This window comes from Aquisalimonas lutea, from assembly GCF_030409225.1.
Lineage (GTDB): Bacteria > Pseudomonadota > Gammaproteobacteria > Nitrococcales > Aquisalimonadaceae > Aquisalimonas > Aquisalimonas lutea.
In genome coordinates, this window is sequence record NZ_JAUFPK010000001.1 from 882,926 (window position 1) to 904,234 (window position 21,309).

At 70.7% G+C, this 21,309-nt stretch carries 20 protein-coding genes; 8 read left to right on the forward strand and 12 right to left on the reverse strand.

The genetic code is table 11. The annotated features are described in order from the left end of the window. Window positions 1-189 precede the first annotated feature (189 nt). From QWY84_RS04175 to cutA, 7 genes are all read right to left on the reverse strand, one after another. Window positions 190-759 carry a YfaZ family outer membrane protein gene (locus QWY84_RS04175; protein WP_290201192.1) on the reverse strand — a complete coding sequence of 190 codons (570 nt, stop codon included), beginning with the start codon at window positions 757-759 and terminating at the stop codon, window positions 190-192. A gap of 87 nt (window positions 760-846) precedes the next feature. Further along, on the reverse strand, window positions 847-2,190 hold the full coding sequence (accC, locus tag QWY84_RS04180) for an acetyl-CoA carboxylase biotin carboxylase subunit (RefSeq protein WP_290201193.1): 1,344 nt from the start codon (window positions 2,188-2,190) through the stop codon (window positions 847-849). Between the two features lie 24 nt (window positions 2,191-2,214). After that, on the reverse strand, window positions 2,215-2,685 hold the full coding sequence (accB, locus tag QWY84_RS04185) for an acetyl-CoA carboxylase biotin carboxyl carrier protein (protein ID WP_290201194.1): 471 nt from the start codon (window positions 2,683-2,685) through the stop codon (window positions 2,215-2,217). Between the two features lie 4 nt (window positions 2,686-2,689). After that, entirely contained in the window at window positions 2,690-3,139 is a 450-nt protein-coding gene (gene aroQ / locus QWY84_RS04190; protein WP_290201195.1) for a type II 3-dehydroquinate dehydratase, read from the reverse strand. A gap of 179 nt (window positions 3,140-3,318) precedes the next feature. Then, entirely contained in the window at window positions 3,319-3,831 is a 513-nt protein-coding gene (locus QWY84_RS04195; protein WP_290201196.1) for a TlpA family protein disulfide reductase, read from the reverse strand. 2 nt (window positions 3,832-3,833) lie between these two features. Continuing rightward, window positions 3,834-5,651 (reverse strand): protein-disulfide reductase DsbD, encoded by a 1,818-nt coding sequence (gene dsbD, locus QWY84_RS04200; RefSeq protein WP_290201197.1) that lies wholly within the window; start codon window positions 5,649-5,651, stop codon window positions 3,834-3,836. Next, window positions 5,648-5,983 carry a divalent-cation tolerance protein CutA gene (gene cutA / locus QWY84_RS04205; RefSeq protein WP_290201198.1) on the reverse strand — a complete coding sequence of 112 codons (336 nt, stop codon included), beginning with the start codon at window positions 5,981-5,983 and terminating at the stop codon, window positions 5,648-5,650. Before cutA ends, dsbD begins: the two co-directional genes overlap by 4 nt. A 299-nt stretch (window positions 5,984-6,282) precedes the next feature. Between cutA and groES the strand changes: the two genes are divergently transcribed. The 5 genes from groES (at window position 6,283) to QWY84_RS04230 (ending at window position 12,594) form a co-directional block, all read left to right on the forward strand. Further along, window positions 6,283-6,573 carry a co-chaperone GroES gene (gene groES, locus QWY84_RS04210; RefSeq protein WP_290201199.1) on the forward strand — a complete coding sequence of 97 codons (291 nt, stop codon included), beginning with the start codon at window positions 6,283-6,285 and terminating at the stop codon, window positions 6,571-6,573. Window positions 6,574-6,625: 52 nt separating this feature from the next. Further along, window positions 6,626-8,284: a chaperonin GroEL gene (gene groL / locus QWY84_RS04215; RefSeq protein WP_290201200.1), complete on the forward strand. Its 1,659-nt coding sequence runs from the start codon at window positions 6,626-6,628 to the stop codon at window positions 8,282-8,284. Window positions 8,285-8,458: 174 nt separating this feature from the next. After that, on the forward strand, window positions 8,459-11,323 hold the full coding sequence (gene glnE / locus QWY84_RS04220) for a bifunctional [glutamate--ammonia ligase]-adenylyl-L-tyrosine phosphorylase/[glutamate--ammonia-ligase] adenylyltransferase (protein ID WP_435372981.1): 2,865 nt from the start codon (window positions 8,459-8,461) through the stop codon (window positions 11,321-11,323). A 75-nt stretch (window positions 11,324-11,398) separates the two neighbouring features. Next, entirely contained in the window at window positions 11,399-12,319 is a 921-nt protein-coding gene (locus tag QWY84_RS04225) for a branched-chain amino acid transaminase (protein ID WP_290201202.1), read from the forward strand. A gap of 20 nt (window positions 12,320-12,339) precedes the next feature. Beyond that, window positions 12,340-12,594: a zinc-finger domain-containing protein gene (locus tag QWY84_RS04230; RefSeq protein ID WP_290201203.1), complete on the forward strand. Its 255-nt coding sequence runs from the start codon at window positions 12,340-12,342 to the stop codon at window positions 12,592-12,594. Between the two features lie 34 nt (window positions 12,595-12,628). Here the strand turns inward: QWY84_RS04230 and QWY84_RS04235 are convergent, their stop codons facing one another. Genes QWY84_RS04235 through QWY84_RS04245 form a run of 3 tightly spaced genes read right to left on the reverse strand, consistent with a single transcriptional unit; the run spans window position 12,629 to window position 15,425 of the window. Then, complete coding sequence (locus QWY84_RS04235; protein WP_290201204.1) at window positions 12,629-13,315, reverse strand: sulfotransferase family 2 domain-containing protein; 687 nt, start codon at window positions 13,313-13,315, stop codon at window positions 12,629-12,631. A gap of 51 nt (window positions 13,316-13,366) precedes the next feature. Continuing rightward, the gene (locus tag QWY84_RS04240) at window positions 13,367-14,500 is read right to left on the reverse strand and encodes a glycosyltransferase (RefSeq protein ID WP_290201205.1); all 1,134 of its coding nucleotides are present in this window, start codon (window positions 14,498-14,500) and stop codon (window positions 13,367-13,369) included. Next, window positions 14,481-15,425, reverse strand: coding sequence for an LpxL/LpxP family acyltransferase (locus QWY84_RS04245; RefSeq protein ID WP_290201206.1), 945 nt, complete (start codon window positions 15,423-15,425; stop codon window positions 14,481-14,483). Before QWY84_RS04245 ends, QWY84_RS04240 begins: the two co-directional genes overlap by 20 nt. Before the next feature lie 157 nt (window positions 15,426-15,582). Here QWY84_RS04245 and hldE point away from each other — a divergent pair, with 157 nt between their 5' ends. Next, on the forward strand, window positions 15,583-17,019 hold the full coding sequence (hldE, locus tag QWY84_RS04250) for a bifunctional D-glycero-beta-D-manno-heptose-7-phosphate kinase/D-glycero-beta-D-manno-heptose 1-phosphate adenylyltransferase HldE (protein WP_290201207.1): 1,437 nt from the start codon (window positions 15,583-15,585) through the stop codon (window positions 17,017-17,019). Here hldE and QWY84_RS04255 read toward each other — a convergent pair. Continuing rightward, entirely contained in the window at window positions 16,986-17,717 is a 732-nt protein-coding gene (locus tag QWY84_RS04255) for a 3-deoxy-D-manno-octulosonic acid kinase (protein ID WP_290201208.1), read from the reverse strand. The two genes, hldE and QWY84_RS04255, sit on opposite strands and share 34 nt — an antisense overlap. On the opposite strand from QWY84_RS04255, the gene QWY84_RS04260 reads away from it, so the two are divergent. After that, complete coding sequence (locus tag QWY84_RS04260) at window positions 17,691-18,830, forward strand: glycosyltransferase family 9 protein (protein WP_290201209.1); 1,140 nt, start codon at window positions 17,691-17,693, stop codon at window positions 18,828-18,830. The genes QWY84_RS04255 and QWY84_RS04260 overlap by 27 nt on opposite strands. After that, window positions 18,827-20,113 (forward strand): lipid IV(A) 3-deoxy-D-manno-octulosonic acid transferase, encoded by a 1,287-nt coding sequence (gene waaA / locus QWY84_RS04265; protein ID WP_290201210.1) that lies wholly within the window; start codon window positions 18,827-18,829, stop codon window positions 20,111-20,113. The genes QWY84_RS04260 and waaA overlap by 4 nt, the downstream gene beginning before the upstream one ends. Here the strand turns inward: waaA and QWY84_RS04270 are convergent. Then, entirely contained in the window at window positions 20,058-21,305 is a 1,248-nt protein-coding gene (locus QWY84_RS04270) for an FAD-dependent monooxygenase (RefSeq protein WP_290201211.1), read from the reverse strand. The two genes, waaA and QWY84_RS04270, sit on opposite strands and share 56 nt — an antisense overlap. Between the last annotated feature and the right edge of the window lie 4 nt (window positions 21,306-21,309).

Consider the following 21,309-nt stretch of genomic DNA (forward strand, 5'->3'; position numbering starts at 1 on the left):
AATGTCGTCCGGGTAGGGGCTCTGCCGGCGCCGGTCGAAGCGGGGCAGCGGCCGCGCACCGGGTGACCGGACACGCAACCAGCCCCCGTCCGTGGGGCAAAGGGCCGACCAGTATAGCGTCTCGTGGCGGGCGCCACAAATGAGGCCCCGGCGGCGGGGGTGCCGGGGCAGGGCGGATCCGGCCCGCGGTCAGAACCGCAGGCGCAGGCCGGCGTGCAGGCCGTCGTCGACGCGCTCGTCGCGGTGGCCGTCCATGTGGAACTTGATCTGGCGATAGCCGAGGAACGCCTGGGCGCCCCGGAGGACCTCGGCCTCGAGCCGGATCTGCGCCTCCGTGACCCGGTCCGCGTCGCCGCCGGTGGTGATGTTGGGCGAGATGAACCCCTGCACGGCGATGGCCATGGGGATGCCCGCGGGGATGCCGATGCCGACGTTGCCGCCGACGGCGAGGGCACCGACGGTCTCGTCGGATCGCTCCAGGCTGGCCCCGTAGAGCTTGCCGCCCAGGCCGAAGGTCACCGGCTGCCAGCGTCCCTCGATCTCGTTGTTCACCATGAGGAACAGCGAGCCGAGCAGGTCGTCGTCCTGGTTGTAGAGCACGCCGCCGCCGTAGCGGCTGCTCTGGTTGCTGCCCTGGGACGTGCGGTCCGCGAGGACCGCCTCCGCCATTTCGTCGCTGAGGACGAGATCCACTTCCTGTGCCTGGGCGGTTGCGGTGGCGCCGGCGAGCACGGCGGCGATGAGAGCGCGTCGAAGCATGGACTTTCCCTCGTTGGTTCCGTTTCCGGTGTTGCTGGTTCCATTACACGCACGGCGCCACGCGCGCACAAGTGTCGGCGCCGTGCGTCAGTCCTCGCCGAGCCGCTTCTCCAGGTAGTGGATGTTGGTGCCGCCGGCCTGGAAGTTCGGGTCCAGCAGCAGCTCCTGGTGGAGGCCGACGTTGCTCTTGATGCCGCCGATGACGATCTCGGCGAGGGCCGTGCGCATGCGCGCCAGGGCGGAGCCCCGGGTGTCGCTGTGCGTGATGAGCTTGCCGATCATGGAGTCGTAGTACGGCGGCACCGTGTAGCCGGTGTAGACGTGGGAGTCGACGCGCACCCCGGGGCCGCCGGGGGCGTGATACTGGCTGATCTTGCCCGGGGACGGCACGAAGGTGCGCGGGTCCTCGGCGTTGAGGCGGCATTCGATGGCATGCCCGCGCACGACGATGTCCTCCTGGCGGTACGACAGCGGGTCGCCGGCGGCGACCCGCAGCTGCTCGCGGACCAGGTCCACGCCGGTGACCATCTCGGTGACCGGGTGTTCCACCTGGATGCGGGTGTTCATCTCGATGAAGTAGAAATTGCCGTCCTCGTAGAGGAACTCGAACGTACCTGCGCCCCGGTAGCCGATCTCGCGACAGGCGAGCGCGCAGCGCTCCCCGATCTCGCGCCGCTGCTCCTCGGTGAGCCCGGGGGCCGGGCTTTCCTCGATGACCTTCTGGTGGCGGCGCTGCATGGAGCAGTCGCGCTCGCCCAGGTGAATGGCGTTGCCGTGGTGGTCCGCCATGACCTGGATCTCGATGTGCCGCGGGTTCTGCAGGTACTTCTCCATGTACACCGTGGCGTTGCCGAACGACGAGCGGGCCTCGTTGCGGGTCACGGAGATGGCGCCCAGCAGGTCCGCCTCCTTGTGCACCACGCGCATGCCGCGCCCGCCCCCGCCGCCGGCGGCCTTGATGATCACCGGGTAGCCGATGTCGCGGGCCAGCTGCAGATTGCGCTCCTCGTCGTCGTCCAGAGGGCCGTCGGACCCGGGCACGCACGGGATGCCGGCGGCCTTCATGGCGGTGATGGCGGCGACCTTGTCACCCATGACGCGGATGGTCTCCGCCCGGGGGCCGATGAAGGTGAAGCCGGAGTGCTCGACCCGCTCGGCGAAGTCAGCGTTCTCCGAGAGAAAGCCGTAGCCGGGGTGGATGGCGTCCGAGGCGGTGACTTCCGCCGCGCTGACCAGGGCCGGGATGTTCAGGTAGCTCTCGGTGGACGAGGGCGGGCCGATGCACACGGTCTCGTCGGCCAGGCGCACGTGCTTGAGATCGCGGTCGGCACTGGAGTGCGCGGCAACCGTGCGGATGCCGAGCTCCCGGCAGGCGCGCAGGATGCGGAGGGCGATTTCACCGCGGTTGGCGATGAGGACTTTTTCCAGCATGAGCAAGAAACCCCTGGGTAATCGTTACTGGATGACGAACAGCGGCTGGTCGTATTCCACCGGCTGTCCTTCCTCCAGCAGGATGGCGGCCACGGTGCCCGCCTTGTCTGCCTCGATCTGGTTGAGCATCTTCATCGCCTCGACGATGCACAGGGTGTCGCCGACCTTGACCTGCTGGCCCTCCTCCACGAACGGCTTGGCCCCAGGCGCCGGCGCACGATAGAACGTGCCCACCATGGGCGAGCGCACGGTATGGCCCTCCGGGACGGCTTCGCCCTCGGGCTCGGCGGGGGCCTCCGGCTCCGCGGGCTGGGCGCCGGCCGGCGGCGGGGCGGCCGCGGCCTGGGGCTGCGGCTGGGCCGGCACCATGTGCATGCCGGCGTTGGGGTCGCCGCGGCTGATGCGCACGGACTCCTCCCCTTCGCGGATCTCGATCTCGTTGATCCCGGATTCTTCCAGCAGTTCGATGAGGCGCTTGATCTTCCGGATGTCCATGAACTTATCCTGCATTGTCGGTTAGGTGCCGAACGGCGGCCTGGAGCGCGAGCTCGTAGCCCTGGGCGCCGAGGCCGCAGATCACGCCCACGGCCACGTCCGACAGGTACGAGTGCTGCCGGAAGGGCTCGCGGGCGTGGACGTTCGACAGGTGGACTTCGATGAAAGGGATGGCGACGCCAAGCAGGGCATCGCGCAGGGCAATGCTCGTGTGCGTCAGCGCCGCCGGATTGATGATGATGAAATCGGTGGCGTCATCGGCGGCCTGATGGATGCGGTCCAGCAGCGTGCCTTCGTGGTTGCTCTGGAAGCCTTCGAGATCGAATCCGGCGGCTGCTGCCTGCCCGGACAGCCTCTGATGGATCGCCTCCAGGGTGTCGGTGCCGTACAGGCCGGGCTCGCGGCGGCCCAGCAGGTTCAGATTGGGCCCGTTGAGCACCAGGATGGTCGCCATGTTTCTCCCCCGGGCAGATGACGCCTGTGCCTTCCGGGCCGGTATACGGCGGCGGCCGTGATGCCGCCCGGGAAGCGTTGCGCGGAATTGTGAACGAAGGACCGCCGCCTGTCCACGCGATCTCGTTCATTTTGCGAAGTTCGGCGCATTTCCCGCACGTTTCGCCCGGGAAGGCCCAGTCACAGATGCTTGCGGATGAGCGGCTCGATGTCCTCGCGGGTGATCTCCCGGCGGAATCGATGCACGATGGCGCCGGTGCGGTCGATGACGACGGTGTAAGGGAGTGTTCCGCGCTCGTTGCCGTAGCGCTCGGCGACGGCCATGCCCCCGGCCACGCCGTAGAGGCTCGGGTAGTTCATGTCCAGCCGGCCGTGGAACGCCCGCGCGCGATCGCGCCGGTCCACGGCGACACCGAGGACCTGCAGGCCCCGGTTGCCGTAGTCGTCCTGCAGGTCCGTGAACACCGGGATCTCGTTGACGCAGGGCGGGCACCAGCTGGCCCAGAAGTTGAGCACGATGACCCGGCCGTCCCATTCCGCGATGGCGCGCTGCTCGTTGTCCAGGTCCGGCAGGGTGAATGCCGGGCGCGGCTCCGCCCGGGGCCACAGCTGCCAGGCGCCCATGCCGCCGGCGACGGCGGCAAGCAGCAGGATGACGGCAAGCCGGTACCGGCGGCGGGGTCGTGCCGCCATGGTCAGGCCTCGCCCCGTCCGAGGGCCGCGCGGGTGCGCTCGATGAACGCCCGCGGCGGCAGGAAGCCGACCACGCGCTGCTCGCGGCGCTCGCGGCCATCGGGCCCGAAGAACAGGACCGCCGGCGGCAGGAAGACGTCGAGCTCCTGCAACAGCTCGCGGTGGCGGTCGGTCATGTCGGTGACGTCCACCCGCAGGAGCTGCTTGCCGGCCAGCACTTCCGCCACCGCCGGGTCCGGGAACGTCTGCTCCTCCAGCTGGACGCAGTACACGCACCAGTCGGCGTAGAAATCCACCACCGTGGGTTGGCCCCGGGCGGCCGCCTGGTCGATGGCCGCGCGCAGCTCCGCCAGGCTGTCCACGTCGCGGAACGCCGCGGCGGTCTGCTGCTCCTCCGGCACTGCCGCCCGGGTGAGCGGGTGCAGGGGCTGCCAGAAGCGCGAGCCGCCCGCGGCCGCGCCCAGCAGCAGCGCGAGACTCCAGCCCACCAGCAGCAGTCCCGCGACCTGGCGTCCCCGCACCAGCAGCCCTGCCTGACGCCGGGTGCGGTCGAGGGCGCCCAGCCAGACGGCAACCCCGGTGAGAAGCACGGCCCAGAGCGCCAGCGTGACCGGGCCGGGCAGGAAGCGTTCCACCAGCCACAGGGCCACGGCCAGGAACAGCACGCCGAAGAGCTGCTTGATGCGTACCATCCAGGGCCCGGACCGGGGCAGCCAGCGGCCCAGGGCGGTGCCGACCACCAGCAGCGGCAGGCCCATGCCGTTGCCCATGGCGAACAGTGCCAGCCCGCCGAGGGCGGCGTCGCCGGTGTTGCTGATGAAGGCCAGGGCGGCGATCAGCGCCGGGCCGGAGCAGGCACCGATGATCAGTGCCGAGAGCACGCCCATGACCGCGGCGCCGGCCAGGCTGCCGCCCCGCTGCCGGCGGGAGGCCGCGTCGAGGCGCGTCTGCAGCGCCGTCGGTACGCGGATGTCGTAGAGCCCGAACATGGCCAGGGCGAGGGCGACGAACAGGGCCGCGAACGCCCCCAGGACCCACGGGCTCTGGAGGTCCGCCTGGATGGCGGCGCCGCTCACGCCGGCCAGTGCGCCGGCGACGGCGTAGGTCACCGCCGTCGCCTCGATGAACACCAGCGACAGCCAGAACCCCCGCCAGCCGCTGCGCCGGGCGCCCTCGCCGGCGATCAGGCCGGAGAGAATCGGGATCAGCGGATACATGCAGGCGGTGAACGCCAGCAGCAGCCCGGCGGCGAAGAATCCGCCGAGGATCAGCCAGACATTGCCGCCGGCCAGCAGCGCGCCCAGGGTGCCGGAGCCGGGTGGCGCGCCGCCGGAGCCGCCGCCCAGGCCGGCCTCGCTGACGCCGCCGGCCAGGGAGAACTCGCTGCTCAGGGGCGGATAGCAGACCCCGGTGGGCTTGTTGCAGCCCTGGTAGTCGGCCTGCAGCGTCAGGGACTCGCCGGCCGGGCGCTCCAGCCGGAGGTAGATCTCGACGGGATCCTCGTAGATCTCCATGCGGCCGAAGTTCGGGTCGTCGATGACCCTGCCCTCGGGCAGCTCGAATCCCTTGATGGCGTTGTCGTCGCCGGCGACGGCGAAATCGAAGCGGTCGCGGTAGAGGTAGTAGCCCGTCGCCGTGTCCCAGCGGGCGACGATGACGTCCTCGGCCACCAGCTCCGCCGAGAACGGGAACGCCTCCTCCGGCGGCAGCAGCTCGTCGTCGTCGCCGAACAGGCCGGACAGGCCGCCGCCCTGCTGGGCGGCCACGGGGGCGGAGGCGAGAAGCAGCGCGAGGGCGCAAAGGGCAAGCTGTCGTATCAACTCCGGTTCCCGCCGTCGGTCTGGTAGGTGACCCAGGCCAGGTAGTCGTTCAGCCCGTGGGTCACCGGTACCGCGATGATCTCCGGCACCTCGTCCGGGTGCAGACGCAGGATGGTCTCCTCCAGACGCCGCCAGGCCGCGCGCGTGGTCTTCATGATGAGCAGCGTCTCCGCATCCCGGTGCACCTCCCCCTTCCAGGCGTAGACGGACGTCAGGCCCGGCACGATGTTGGCGCAGGCCGCGTGCCCGTCGGCGATCAGGGTCTCGGCGATCTCGCCGGCGACCGTGGTGTCGGGGCAGGTGCAGAAAGCCATCAGGTGCTCGCTGTCCATGGTGACCTCTCCGTTGCGGTGTTGGTTCAGTCGCTGTGCCGGTCCGGAGGTATCGGCCGTTGCCGCGCCTTGTTCCGGGGGCGCTGGGGCCCGGCACCGGCGGTGGATGCCTGCCGGCCTTGAATTGTACCAGCGCCGCCCCGACATCGGACCCGTCGCGTCAGGGCACGTGCGGGCGGTGGAGGCACTCTTGACTCATTGTCCGCCGCAATTATCATTAGCACTCACAAAGAGGGAGTGCTAACAACACTTGGTACCAATCGGGCGCACGCCCGCCAACGCATTAGGAGAGAGGTCCGATGAACATTCGTCCTTTGCATGATCGCGTGATCATCAAGCGTATGGAAGAAGAGCGCACCACGCCGGGTGGCATCGTCATCCCCGACAGCGCCGCGGAGAAGCCCATCAAGGGCGAAGTGGTCGCCATCGGCAAGGGCAAGCCCCAGGAAAACGGCGAAGTCCGCCCGCTGGACGTCAAGGTCGGCGACAAGGTGCTCTTCGGCAAGTACGCCGGCACCGAGGTCAAGGTCGAGGGCGAGGACCTGCTGGTCATGCGCGAAGAAGACGTCATGGCCGTGATCGAGGGCTGAGGCCTGACGCCACCCGCTCTACCGGACAACGAATCGCAAGAGGATAGTCAACATGGCAGCAAAAGACGTACGTTTCGGTGATGACGCGCGCCAGCGCATGATGTCGGGCGTGACCACGCTCGCCAATGCCGTCAAGGTCACCCTGGGTCCCCGCGGCCGCAACGCCGTGCTGGAGAAGAGCTTCGGCTCCCCCACGGTGACGAAGGACGGCGTCTCCGTGGCCAAGGAGATCGAGCTCAAGGACAAGTTCGAGAACATGGGCGCCCAGATGGTCAAGGAGGTCGCCTCCCAGACTTCCGACGTGGCCGGTGACGGCACCACCACCGCCACGGTCCTGGCCCACGCCATCCTGCGCGAGGGCATGAAGGCCGTCGCCGCGGGCATGAACCCCATGGACCTCAAGCGCGGCATCGACAAGGCCGTCACGGCGGCCACCGGGGAGCTGCGCAACCTCTCCAAGCCCTGCGAGGACCGCAAGGCCATCGCCCAGGTGGGCACCATCTCCGCCAACTCCGACAGCTCCGTCGGCGAGATCATCGCCGAGGCCATGGAGAAGGTCGGCAAGGAAGGTGTCATCACCGTGGAAGAGGGCTCCGGCCTGGAGAACGAGCTCGATGTCGTCGAGGGCATGGAGTTCGACCGGGGCTATCTCTCCCCGTACTTCATCAACAACCAGCAGAGCATGACCGCCGAGCTGGATGACCCCTACATCCTGCTCTGCGACAAGAAGATCTCCAACATCCGCGAGCTGCTGCCGGTCCTCGAGAACGTGGCCAAGGCCAGCCGGCCGCTGCTGATCGTGGCCGAGGACATCGAGGGCGAGGCCCTGGCCACCCTGGTGGTCAACAGCCTGCGCGGCATCGTCAAGGTGGCCGCGGTCAAGGCGCCCGGCTTCGGCGACCGCCGCAAGGCCATGCTGCAGGACATCGCGGTGCTCACCGGCGGTACGGTGATCTCCGAGGAAGTCGGCCTGACCCTCGAGAAGGCCACCCTGGATGACCTGGGCTCCGCCAAGCGGGTCAACGTCACCAAGGAAGACACCACCATCGTCGACGGCGCCGGCCGCAACGAGGACATCAAGGGTCGCGTGGAGCAGATCCGCACGCAGATCGAGGATGCCTCCTCCGACTACGACCGCGAGAAGCTCCAGGAGCGCGTCGCCAAGCTGGCCGGCGGCGTGGCCGTCATCAAGGTGGGCGCAGCCTCCGAGACGGAGATGAAGGAGAAGAAGGCCCGCGTCGAGGATGCCCTGCACGCCACCCGCGCGGCGGTCGAGGAAGGCATCGTTCCCGGCGGCGGCGTGGCCCTGGTGCGTACCCTCAAGGCCCTGGAAGGCCTCAAGGGCGACAACAACGACCAGGACACCGGCATCGGCATCGTCCGCCGCGCCATCGAGGAGCCGCTGCGCCAGATCGTCGGCAACGCCGGCATCGACGGCGCCGTGGTGCTCAACAAGATCCTCGAGGGCTCGGGCAACTTCGGCTACAACGCCCAGACCGACGAGTACGGCGACATGATCGAGTACGGCATCCTGGATCCCACCAAGGTGACCCGTACGGCGCTGCAGAACGCGGCGTCCGTGTCCTCGCTCATGATCACCACCGAGGTGATGATCGCCGAGCATCCGGAGGAGGACAAGTCCGGTGGCGGCGACGACATGGGCGGCATGGGTGGCATGGGCGGCATGGGAGGCATGGGCGGCATGATGTAAGCCGTCCGGCGTCCCGACGCCCGATCCACGAGACCCCGCTTCGGCGGGGTCTTTTTTTGTCCCGGCGGCGTGCACGAACGCTGGATTTACCGGGCCGGGGCTCAGTACGATGCCGGAACCGGCACGGATACAGGAGGCCCCGTGAGCAACGCCAGCGAACTCATCGACCGTGCCATGTCCCGCCTGCCCAGGATGCTCCGGGACCAGGTCGCCGAGTGGCTGGCGGACTACCAGGACGTGGGCGAGCTGCCCGCCGCCGACCTGCCGCTGCAGTCCCTGCCCATGGTCTGGGCCTCCAGCTCCTACGTGGCCCGGTCGTGCATCCGCGAGCCGGAGCTGCTCCACGATCTGGTGACCAGCGGCGACCTGGAGCGGCCCTACGACGACGGCGAGTACGCCGCCCGGATCCAGCGGGCGCTCGCCGGGGTCACCGACGAGGACACGCTCAACGGCGAGCTCCGCCGTTTCCGCCGTCGCGCGCTGGTGCGTATCGCCTGGCGGGATCTCGCCGGCTGGGCCGGCCTGGAGGAGACGCTCCGGGAGCTCTCGGATCACGCCGACGCCTGCCTTGGTGCCGTGGTCTCGTGGCACGAGACCCGGCTGCGCGAGCGCTTCGGCACGCCGCGGGATGACGCGGGCCGCGCCGTGGGCTTCTACGTGCTCGGCCTGGGCAAGCTGGGGGGGAGGGAGCTCAACTACTCCTCGGACATCGACCTCATCTTCGGCTTCGCCGCCCCCGGCGAGACCGACGGCGAGCGCCGGTCCCTGGCCAACCAGGAGTTCTTCACCCGTCTCGGCCAGAAGGTCATCAACAGCCTCAACGCACAGCTCATCGACGGGTTCGTCTTCCGCGTGGACATGCGCCTGCGCCCCTACGGCGAGTCCGGGCCGCTGGTGATGCACAGCGATCAGCTGGAGACGTACTACGAGTCCCAGGGGCGCGAGTGGGAACGCTACGCCATGATCAAGGCACGCGTGGTCGCCGGCGACCGCGAGGCGGGCGACGCCATGCTCCAGGCGCTGCGGCCGTTCGTCTACCGGCGTTACCTGGATTACGGCGCCCTGGAGTCGTTGCGCGAGATGAAGGGCATGATCGCCGCGGAGGTTGCGCGCCGGCGTCTGGAGCACAATATCAAGCTGGGCGCCGGCGGCATCCGCGAGGTGGAGTTCATCGGGCAGGCATTCCAGCTCATCCGCGGCGGGCGCGAGCGGGGCCTGCAGGAGCGCAGCATCATCCGCGTGCTGGAGTACCTCGGGCAGCACAACGCCCTGCCCGGCTTCGCCGTGCGCCAGCTCCTGGAGGGCTACGAGTTCCTCCGTCGCACCGAGAACCGGCTGCAGGCCATGAAGGACAAGCAGACCCACGTACTCCCCGAGGACCCGTTCGATCAGCAGCGCCTGGCCTACAGCATGGGCTTCGACCACTGGGACCGGTTCCAGGAGCGTCTGGCGGAGGTGCGGCGGCATGTCCACGACCATTTCGACCAGGTGTTCGCGGCGCCCCAGGCGGAGCATGGGCGCCAGGAGCACGAGCAGCCCGAGCTCGGCGATGTCTGGAGCGGGACGGTCACCGGCGAGGCCGCGGAGGCGGTGCTGGGCGCCAACGGCTTCGAGGCGCCGTCGGAATGCCTCGAGCGGATCAACGCGTTCCGCGACGGCTCCCATTGCCGCTCGCTGACGGAGACCGGGCGCGGCCGCCTCGACCGCCTGATGCCGCTGCTCCTCGGCGCCATCGCCGCCGCCGAGCGTCCCGACGCCACCCTGGCGCGCGTGCTGGACCTGCTCGAGGCCATCGTCCGGCGCACGGCCTACCTGGCGCTGCTGGTGGAGCACCCCATGGCCCTGTCGCAGCTGGTGAAGCTGTGCTCCGCCAGTCCCTGGATCGCGCGCCATCTGGCGCTCTACCCCATGCTCCTGGACGAGCTTCTGGACCCGCGCACGCTGTACGCGCCCCTGCGCCGCCAGGCCCTGGCCCGGGAGCTGCGCGAGCGCCTGGACGCCGCGCCCGGCGACGACCTGGAGCAGCGCATGGAGGTGCTGCGGCAGTTCAAGCAGGCGAACACCCTGCGCGTGGCCGCCTCGGACGTGGCCGGGGTGATGCCGCTCATGGTGGTGAGCGATCACCTGGTGGATATCGCCGAGGTGGTTCTCGCCGAGGTGCTGGACCTTGCCTGGAGTCATCTGGAGGCCCGTCACGGCCGGCCCACGTGCCGGGTCGACGGCGAGGCAGCGTACCCCGGCTTCGGCATCGTCGCCTACGGCAAGCTGGGCGGCCTGGAGCTGGGCTACGGCTCCGATCTGGACCTGGTGTTCCTCCATGACAGCCGCGGCGAGGACCAGGTGACCGACGGCGACCGGCCGGTGGACAACAACGTGTTCTTCATGCGCCTGGCCCAGCGCATCATCCACATCCTGGGCGCCACCATGGCCGGCGGCGTGCTCTACGAGACGGACACGCGCCTGCGCCCCAGCGGCCGTGCCGGGCTGCTGGCGACGACGCTGGAGGGATTCCGCGACTACCAGCAGGAAAAGGCCTGGACCTGGGAGCACCAGGCGCTGGTACGGGCCCGCTACGTGGCCGGCCCCGAGGCCCTGGGCGAAGCCTTCGAAGGCGTCCGGCGGGAGGTCCTGGCGCAGGAGCGGGATGCCGACACCCTGCGGCGGGAAGTCCGGGACATGCGCGAGCGCATGCGCTCGGAGAAGGGCTCCCGGGAAGCCGGCCAGTTCAGCATCAAGCAGGACCGGGGCGGTATCGCGGATATCGAATTTATGGTGCAATATGGCGTCCTGTCGGGGGCTGCACGCGCGCCCCGGCTCCTTCGCTATACCGATAACATCCGCCTTCTGGGCGAGCTGAGCGAAGCGGGCTGGATCAGCCGGGACGAGGCCGGGTTGCTGGTGGACGCCTACCGGGCCTACCGGGCGCGTGTGCACTACCTGACCCTGCAGGAGGAGCCGGCCGTGGTTCCGGCAGAGGTGTTCGGCGAGCTCAGCGGCCAGGTAGCGGAGATCTGGCAGCGGCTGATGGACGACGACTGACGGGACCGGTGCGGGCGCCGGATCGTACAATCAGACACCCGCGGCGTGCGGGCAAGAGCGTGAGGAGAGCCTGCCATGGGGATGGAGGATCGCGACGGCATCATCTGGATGGACGGTGAGCTGCGGCCGTGGCGTGATGCGCGCGTGCACGTACTGACCCATACCCTGCACTACGGCATGGGCGTCTTCGAGGGCATCCGCGCTTACCATACCGACCGCGGCACGGCGGTGTTCCGGTTGCGGGAGCATACCCGCCGGCTGTTCGATTCCGCCAAGATCCTGGGCATGACCATTCCGCACACGCCGGACGAGATCAACGACGCCATCCTGCGCTGCATCCGCGAGAACAACCTCGCCAGCGCCTACGTCCGGCCCATGAGCTTCCTCGGCTCCGAGGGCATGGGCCTGCACGCCGACGGCCTCCAGGTCCACACCATCATCGCCGCCTGGGAATGGGGTGCGTACCTGGGTGCCGAGAACATCGAGCGCGGCATCCGCATCAAGACGTCATCGTTCAGCCGGCACTACGTCAACTCCACCATGTGCCGGGCCAAGGCCAACGGCAACTACATCAACTCCATGCTGGCGCTCAAGGAGGCCACCGACGCCGGCTACGACGAGGCGCTGCTGCTGGACACCGACGGCTTCGTCTGCGAGGGCTCCGGCGAGAACTTCTTCATGATCCGCGACGGCGTGCTGATCACCCCGGAACTGGCCGGCGCGCTGGGCGGCATCACCCGGGATACGGTGCTGCAGCTGGCGCGGGACATCGAGCTGCCGGTGCAGGAGAAGCGCATTACCCGCGACGAGGTCTACACCGCGGACGAGGCCTTCTTCACCGGTACGGCCGCCGAGGTGACCCCCATTCGCGAGCTCGACGGCCGGCAGATCGGCGCGGGCAAGCGCGGCCCGATCACGGAGCGCCTGCAGTCCATGTATTTCGATCAGGTGGAAGGGCGCCGCAGCGCCTACGACGAGTGGCTGACCTTCGTCTGACCCGACCGGGAGGAATCGCAGTGGCTGATCCACAGACCCACGATCGCACGGATCTCATCCAGCCCAACGCCGAGAACCGCTACGAGATCACCAAGGCGGACCTGCCGCTGTCCTGCCCCATGCCGGGCATGTACCTGTGGAACTCGCACCCCAAGGTCTACCTGCCCATCCACAAGACGGGCGAGGCCAAGTGCCCCTACTGCGGCGCCGAGTTCTATATCCGGGATTTCGACCCGGCGGACGAGGAGCTCGTGCGCCTGAGCCGGCGCGACTGAGGCGGCAGCCGGGCCGGCGGCGGGCAGCGCGGATTCAGGCCCCGGCGGAGGCTGTCTCCGGCGGGTCGAAGCGGTAGCCCAGCAGGTCCAGGTCCCGCTGGTAGTGGCGCGCGACCAGCTCCGCCAGCTCATCGGTGTAGTAGCGGCGGTAGTCCTCCCGGTCGTCCGCCCGGCGCAGGTGGGGCAGGGCCGGGGCGGTAACGCCGATGTGCTCGCAGATGCGGTTGAAATCCGCCTGCAGCCGCTCGTAGCGGCCGATGAAGTCCACGATCAGCTCCCCGCGCAGGTTCACCAGGTACTCGTGCTGGCGCTCGGCGGAGATGTCCAGCATGAAGTCGTAGGGGCGCTCCGGGTCGAACTTGCGCCGCAGGAAGTCCTCGAAGGTGAGGATGCCGGCCAGCACCTCGGGCTTCTCCCGCTGGATGTGATGGTAAGAGCTCACCTGCAGGTCCCACGGGTTGCGCACCACGGTGAACTTGAAAAAGCCCTCGAAGACCTCCGTGGGCAGCATTTCCAGCGCCGCGATGGCCTTGGCGTGCCGCGGGAACTTCAGCCCCAGCTTGTGGCGCGGCCGGGTCATCTGGCTGGCCACGCTGGCCAGGCCCAGGGGCACGGAGTACCACCCGCCCCAGCGGTACTTGCGCAGGGCCGCGCGCACGCTGGTGCCGCCGGTCTTGGCGATGTGGACGAACAGGAAGTTCCTGCTGTAGGAGATCAGCATGATGCCTCCGGGCCCGGTGGGTGGCGATTATACGTCATCGTCCGCGGGGGCTCAGTACCCGAGCACCTCGAGATACCGGCGGGTGCTGGCCGGGAGCCGGTAGTCCGCCACCGCGGCCCGCAGGCGGGCGGGGTCCGGCGGACGATCCAGCGCATCGCCCATGGCTGCGGCCAGGGCGTGGGCGTCGCCCACCGGGACCAGCGGCGCGATGCGGCCGTGATCCAGGATCTCCGCCGGGCCGCTGGGGCAGTCGGTGGCCACCACCGGCGTCCCTGCGGCCATGGCTTCGACCAGCACGTTCGGCGCCCCTTCCCAGCGGGACGACAGCACGAAGACGCTGCTGCGCGCCATCCAGGCCCAGGGATTGTCGCGGAAGCCGGGCATGGCGACATCCGCGCCGATGCCCAGCTCCCGTGCGAGGGTCTCCAGCCGGTCTCTCTCCGGGCCGTCGCCCAGCAGGATCAGCCGCCCGGGCCGGCTGCGCCGCAGTGCGGCGAAGGCGCGGAGCAGCGTGGCGAAGTCCTTCTGGGCGGTGAACCGCCCCACGCCGAGGAACACCGGGGCGTCGACGCTGGCCGGCAGCCACGGGTGAGCGGCCGGGGCCTGCGTGCGCGCCTCCAGGTCCGGCGGGATGGTCGGGTTCCGGATCACGGTGAACCGCTCCCGCGGGATGTTGCCGATGCGGGCGAGATCGTCCGCCACCGCATCCGCCACCGTGACGATGGCGTCCGCCCAGGGGTAGAGCCAGCGCACGGGGAGGTACCGGGACCACCGCCGCAGGGCGCTCTTGCCCGCCAGGGAGCCGCTCAGGTGCATGCCCATGCGCAGCACCACCCGCGTGTCCACGCCGGTCAGGCGCCGGGCGAGCAGGGCGACCCGGCTGGCCCGGTCCTTGGCCACCAGCAGGGCCTTCGGGCGCTCGCGGCGCAGGTAGCGCATCACCGCCGGCAGGGCCTGGAGCGAGGTGCGCGCGTTCAGGTGGTGGATGCGCACGGCCGCGGGGATCCGGTCCAGGTGGCCGCCGCGGCCCTTGAGCAGCAGCAGGTCCACCGCTACGCCCTCGGCGACGAACCCGTGCAGCAGGTTGGTCACCATGTTCTCCACGCCGCCGTCGCCGGTGAAGGCGATGAGCACTGCCAGCCGCTGCTGGCGCGCGGTCCCGGCCTCAGCGTCGGCGCCGGCCATAGAGGTCGTCCCCCTTGCGTTCCCGGCGCTTGAAGCGCTGGTGCATCCACAGGTACTGCCCGGGGTAGCGCCGCACGGCCTCTTCCAGCGTCCGGTTCATGCGCGTGGCGTCCGCCAGGTCGTCGCCGGAGGGAAAGCCGTCCAGGGGTGGCTGGAACTCGATGCGGTAGCTGCCGTCGCCCTCGCGGAAGAAGAACAGCGGGATCACCGTCGCCCGGCCCATGCGGCTGAGCCGGCTCAGCGCCGTCACCGTGGCGGCGGGGACGCCGAAGAACGGCGCGAAGACGCTGTGGCGCCGGCCGTAGTCCTGGTCGCCGGCGTACCAGAGCATGCGGCCATCCTTCATGGCGCGCTTCATGCCGCGGATGTCGTCCCGGGCCAGCGCGTCGACCACGTTGCGCCGCCGCGCCCGGTACATGGCGCGGTCCAGGACCGGGCGCTTGGTCATGGGCTTGTAGATGGCCACTGTGGGGATGGCGTCGGGCAGCAGGCGGGCGCACAGCTCCACCGGCAGGAAATGCCCGGACATGGCGATGACCGGGTGGCCGGCCGCCATGGCCGCGTGGACGTGCTCCCGGCCCGCGACGGTGACCGGAATGCGCTCCACCTGCGGGCCGCCGTACCATGCCAGTGCGGTCTCCGCCAGGGCGCGGCCGGTGGCGCGGAAGTTTTCCCGCACCAGGGCCTCCCGGGCGGCGGCGTCCTTCTCCGGAAAGCACAGCTCCAGGTTCCTGCGTGCGATTCGGCGGCGCTCACGGGCGACATGGTAGGCCGCCCCGCCGAGGGCCCCGCCCAGGCGCACGCCGATCCGCCACGGCAGGCGCGCCAGCAGCCACAGGCTGGCCAGCATGAGCACCTGGCCCCAGTTGTACGGGTGGGCAGGATGCGCCGGGAAGCTCCTGCGTTTGCGCCCGCGTTTCCCCATCGGCTGCTCCGGTGCCGGTTGCGTGGAGCGGATGGTACCAGCTCGCGCGCAGTGTTGAGCGTTTCCCTGGCGCCGCGACCGCGACGCCGGCGACAGACTCGCGGGCGCGGGATTCTGTAGAATTCCCGGATCGTTCGCCAGACAGGCAGGCCGGACCATGCAACTTGCCCTACCGGATTTCTCCCGCGCGCGCGTCCTCGTGGTCGGCGACCTCATGCTGGACCGCTACTGGACGGGTGATACCAGCCGCGTGTCGCCGGAGGCGCCCGTGCCCGTGGTGCGCGTGGGCGCCACCGAGGACCGCCCCGGCGGCGCGGCCAACGTCGCCCTGAACGTGGCGGCGCTCCAGGGGCAGGTGGTCCTGCAGGGGCTGACCGGTGACGACGCCGCCGCCGGCGACCTCCAGCGGCGCCTGGGCGAAGTGGGCGTGGACTGCCGCTTCCAGGCGGTGGCGGGCCACCCGACCATCTGCAAGCTCCGGGTGCTGAGCCGGCGCCAGCAGCTCATCCGGCTGGACTTCGAGCAGCCCTTCGGCGCCGTGGACGATGCGGCCTTCCAGGCCGCCTTCGAGGCGGCGCTCGGCGACGTCGGCGTGGTGGTGCTGTCCGACTACGCCAAGGGCACCCTGCGCGACGTTCCTTCCCTTCTGGACGCGGCCCGGCGGTCGGGCCGGCCGGTGCTGGTGGACCCCAAGGGGCAGGATTTCAGCCGCTACCGCGGGGCGGACCTGGTGACCCCGAACCTGGGGGAGTTCGAGGCCGTGGCCGGGCCGTGTCCCGACGACGCCGCCTTGGAGGAGCGCGGGCGCGCCATGCTGGCGAGCCTGGACCTGGGCGCGCTGCTCATCACCCGCGGCGAGCGGGGCATGACGCTGATCCCCCGCGGCGGCGACGTCCTGCACCTGCCGGCCCATGCCCGCGAGGTCTTCGACGTCACGGGTGCCGGCGATACCGTGATCTCGGTGCTGGCCGCCGCCGTGGCCGCCGGTGCCGAGCTGCCGGTGGCCACGGCGCTGGCTAACGTGGCCGCCGGGCTCGTGGTGGGCAAGGTGGGCACGGCCACCGTCACCCCGGCGGAGCTGCGGCACGCCCTGCACGGCCTGCGCGAGCAGGACCAGGGCCCGGTGGACGAGGAGCAGCTGCAGGCGTTGCTGGCGGACGCCCGCGCCCGGGGCGAGCGCCTGGTATTCACCAACGGCTGCTTCGACCTGCTGCACGCGGGGCACGTGGCCTACCTGCAGCAGGCCCGGGAGCTGGGCGACCGGCTCATCGTGGCGGTCAACGACGATGCCTCGGTGGCCCGCCTCAAGGGCGCCGGGCGTCCCCTGACGCCGCTGACCCAGCGCATGGAGGTGCTGGCGGCCCTGGCGGCGGTGGACTACGTGGTTGCCTTCGGCGAGGATACCCCGGAGCGGCTGATTCGCGCCCTGGAGCCGGACGTGCTGGTCAAGGGCGGCGACTACCGGCCCGAGACCATCGTGGGCGCCGATCATGTCCGCGCCCGCGGCGGCGAGGTGGTGGTGCTGGATTTCGTCGACGGTGTCTCCACCACCGGCCTCGTTCAGCGTATCCGGGACGGTGTCGATCCGGCCTGATAGCCGGCCAGCAGCTGCTGCCAGTGGGTCTGCGCCAGGGCGTCCAGGGTCGGGTCCTTGGCCAGGGAGCGGCGCAGGCGCTCGAGGTTGGCGGTCTGCCAGCGCGGGCTGCTGCGGCGCAGGCGGCCGCGATCCCAGTCGATGATCCAGGGCGTGCCGGCGGCGTCCAGGAGGATGTTGCGCACGTTGAGATCCGCGTGCCACGCGCCGGCGCTGTGGCACGCCGCGATCACCGTGCCCACACGGTACCATGCCTCGCCGTCGGCGCGGCCGGTGCGCAGGCACTCGTCGAAGGGGCGCGCTTCGGGGATGGTCGCGGTGACCAGATCGGCCCGGTAGCCGGTGCCCCGGCGGCGGACCCGTGCGGCCACCGGGGCCGGGACCGGCAGATCCCGGCTGCGCAGGTGGGCCAGCAGGCGCCACTCGCGGAAGGCGCGCGTGCGCTCCCGCCCCGTCCAGACATAGACATCCGGTGACAAACGCGCGACGATGCCGCCCCGCCAGTAGTGACGCAGGACCAGCGGCTCGTCCGCGAGACGGAAGAACCAGGCCTGGTTGCGGCCGACGCTGGTGCCGTCGATCAGGCCGCGCCGGGCCAGTGCCTCCGGATCGAACAGCCACTCCGGCAGGGGGTCCACGTAGCGCGGATCGTGAATGGAATGCACCGAGCCATGTTGCTGCACAACCTGATGGTCCATAACCCGTCGGCGTCCTTCGCGGAACCCCCGGAGCAGCTGTGCCTGTTCCGGCTGTCCGCCATCGGTGACTGCTGCCACATGGTCCCGGTGGTCCGTACCCTGCAGTCCGTCTGGCCGCGCACCCGCCTGACCTGGATCATCGGGCGGACGGAGGCGGCCCTGCTCGGCGACCTCGACGGCGTGGAGTGTATCACCTTCGACAAGCGCGCCGGGCTGAAGGGGTACCTGGAGCTGCGCCGCCGGCTCGCCGGCCGCCGTTTCGACGCCTTGCTGCTGATGCAGGTGGCGTTGCGCGCCGGCGTCGCCGCCACCGCCGTGCGCGCGCCCGTACGCGTGGGCTTCGACCGCGCACGCAGCCGCGACGGCCACGGGCTGTTCGTGAACCGGCGGGTGGCGCCCCATCCGCGCGCCCACGTCATGGACGGCTTCTTCGATTTCCTGCGTGCCCTGGGCATTACCCGGCAGCACCTGCGCTGGGACATCCCCCTGCCCGAGGAAGCGCGCGACCGGGCGGAGCCGATCATCCCCGACCACCTGCCGACGCTGGTGATCAGCCCGTGCAGCAGCCAGCGCTTCAACAACTTCCGCAACTGGCCGGTGGAGCGTTATGCCGCGCTCGCCCACGAGGCCGTCACCCGGCACGGCATGCAGGTGGTTCTCACCGGCGGCCCCAGCGACGAGGAACGCCGCTACGCCGAGGGCATTCGCGCCCGGGCCGGTGTCCCGGTGATCGACTGCATCGGTCGCACCGGGCTCAAGGAGCTGCTGGCCCTGCTGCAGCGCGCCACGGTCGTGGTCTCGCCGGATTCCGGTCCCGCGCACATGGCCATTGCCGCGGGGACGCCGGTGATCGGCCTGTACGCCACGTCCAACCCGGACCGCACCGGCCCCTACCTGGGGCGGCAGTGGGTGGTGAATCGCTATCCCGACGCGCTGCGGGTGGAGCTGGGCCGCGAGGTCGACCAGGTGCCCTGGGGGCAGCGCGTGCGCAAGGCGGACGCCATGGAGCTGATCCGGGTGGACGACGTGCTGGAGCGGCTGGATGCGCTGCTGCGCACGCCTCCGGCGGAGCGCCTGGAACCCTGCGGAACGGCGGTGCCGGAGGTCGAATGAGGGTGCTCTACAGCCTGCTGCTGTACCTTCTCACCCCGGGCCTGCTGGTGTACCTGGGCTGGCGGGCGCGGCGGGAGCCGGCGTACCGCGAGCAGTGGCCGCGCCGTTTCGGCGTGCAGGCGCCGGTGGTGCCGGCGGGGGCGATCTGGCTGCACGCCGCGTCCATGGGCGAGGTGCAGGCCTCCGCCACGTTCATCCGCGAGCTGCGCCAGGCCTATCCGGGCGTGCCCCTGGTCGTGACCACCATGACGCCCACCGGGGCCGCGCACGTGGAGCGCCTCTTCGGCGAGGGCGTGCATCACGCCTACCTGCCCTTTGACTACCCGCACGCGGTGGCCGTGTTCCTGCGCGCCCTCCGCCCGCGGCTGGCGGTCATCGTGGAAATGGAGCTGTGGCCGAACCTGTTCGCCGGCATCCACCGCCGGGGGATCCCGCTGCTGCTGATCAACGCCCGCCTGTCCGCGGCCAGTGCCCGCGGCTACCGTCGCTTCCGCCGCCTCATGGCGGGGGTGCTGGCCTGCCCGGACGCCATCGCGGCCCAGAGCCGGGAGCACGCCCGGCGCCTGATTCACCTGGGGGCGCCGGCGGAGCGGGTGACCGTGACCGGCAGCCTCAAGTTCGATGTCAGCGTGCCGGCCAGCGCCACCGAGCAGGGGGAGGCCCTGCGCGGCATGCTCGGCGGCGAGCGGCCCGTGTGGGTGGCTGCCAGCACCCGCGAGGGCGAGGAAGAGGGCGTGCTGGCGGCGTTCGACCAGGTGCGGGGCCACGTGCCCGCGGCGCTGCTGATCCTCGTTCCCCGCCACCCCGACCGTTTCCAGCGGATCGAGGCCCTGTGCCGGGAGCGCGGCGAGACGGTGGTGACGCGCAGCAGCGGCGTTCCCGCCACGCCGGAGACCACCGTCCTCCTGGGGGACACCATGGGCGAGATGCCGGTCTACTATGCGGCCGCCGACGTGGCCTTCGTGGGGGGCAGCCTGGTGCCCCTGGGGGGACAGAACGTCCTGGAGCCCGCCGCCCTGGGGCTGCCCATCGTCGTGGGGCCGCACACCTTCAATTTCGAGCAGATCGTCGAGCAGCTGGTGGCCCAGGGGGGCGCCTGCCGGGTGGCGGATCACCACCTCCTGGCCGATGCCGTCATCGAACTCCTGGAGCGGCCCGAGCAGCGGGCGGACATGGGGCGGCGGGCGCGGGCCCTGATCGAGGCCAACCGCGGGGCCACGCGGCGGGTCATGGAACTGGTCGGTGGCTACCTGCCGGCGTCAGGCCCATGGCGTGCCGCATGACCGCCCGGCGGCCCGGCGGCAGCCGGTCGGCCAGGCGCAGGACACCGTTGCCCAGCCGCGGCAGAACGCCGGCTTCCGCGGTGAACAGCCGGTGCAGCGTATCGGTGGCGGCAATCATGGTCAGCGCCCGCGGCCGGTGCCGGCGCTCGTAATCGGCCAGCGCCACCGCCGTGCCGGGGTCACGACGGTGTTTCCGAGCATCGAGAATGGCCGCTGCCAGCCGGTTGACGCCCTCCAGGCCGAGGTTCAGGCCCTGCCCGGCGAGGGGGTGGATGGTATGGGCGGCGTCGCCGACCAGGGCGATGCGGCTGCCGGTATACCGGGTGGCGTGCTGGCTGCGGATGGCAAAGCTGGCGCGCCCGGTTACCGCCCGGAGACCGCCGAGCTCGGCGGGGAAGGCATCCGTGATCTCGGCGATCAGCGTCTCGTCGTCCAGCGACTCCAGCAGCTGCACCGTCTCTGGGCGTGCGTACCACACCAGCGAGGCCCGGTGGCCGCACAGCGGCAGAAAGGCCTGCGGGCCCTCCGGGGTGAAGCGCTGCCAGGTGATGTCCTGCTGGGGCAGCTCGGTCTCGACGTTGGTGACCAGCGCCCGGGTTTGGTAGTCCCGGGCCGTGACATCGATGCCCGCCAGGCCGCGGATGCTCGAGCCCGCGCCGTCGGCGCCCACCACCAGGGGGGCGTGCAGGCGCAGGCCGTTGTCCAGGCCGAGCCGCGCCCGGTCGGCGTCGGTCTCCAGGGTCACCGGTGCCGCCGTGATCCACCGGACGGTGTCGACGCCGGCCAGCGCCTCGCGCAGCCCGGAGAGAATGACGCGGTTCTCCACGAACCAGCCGAACCAGTCGTGTCCCGTCTCGCGGGCGTCGAACCGCAGCACGCCGCCGTGCTCGTCCATGGCGTGGACGCGGCGGAACGGGCAGACCCGGTGCTGGGTCATGGGCTCCCAGGCACCGACGGCGCGGAACAGCTCCACCGAGGCCAGGTTGACGGAGGATACGCGCAGGTCGGGCGGTGCGGCGGCAGGCGTGTCCGCGGACGTCGCCGGCTGCTCCTCGACGAGGACCACGTCCAGCCCGCGCCGGCCGAGGAGCGCCGCCAGGCTCGCGCCCACCATGCCGCCGCCGACGACGACCACGTCCGCCGCCTGGGTCGCGGCTGTACGGGCGCCGGGGGCGGGCGGATCCATGCTCATGGGG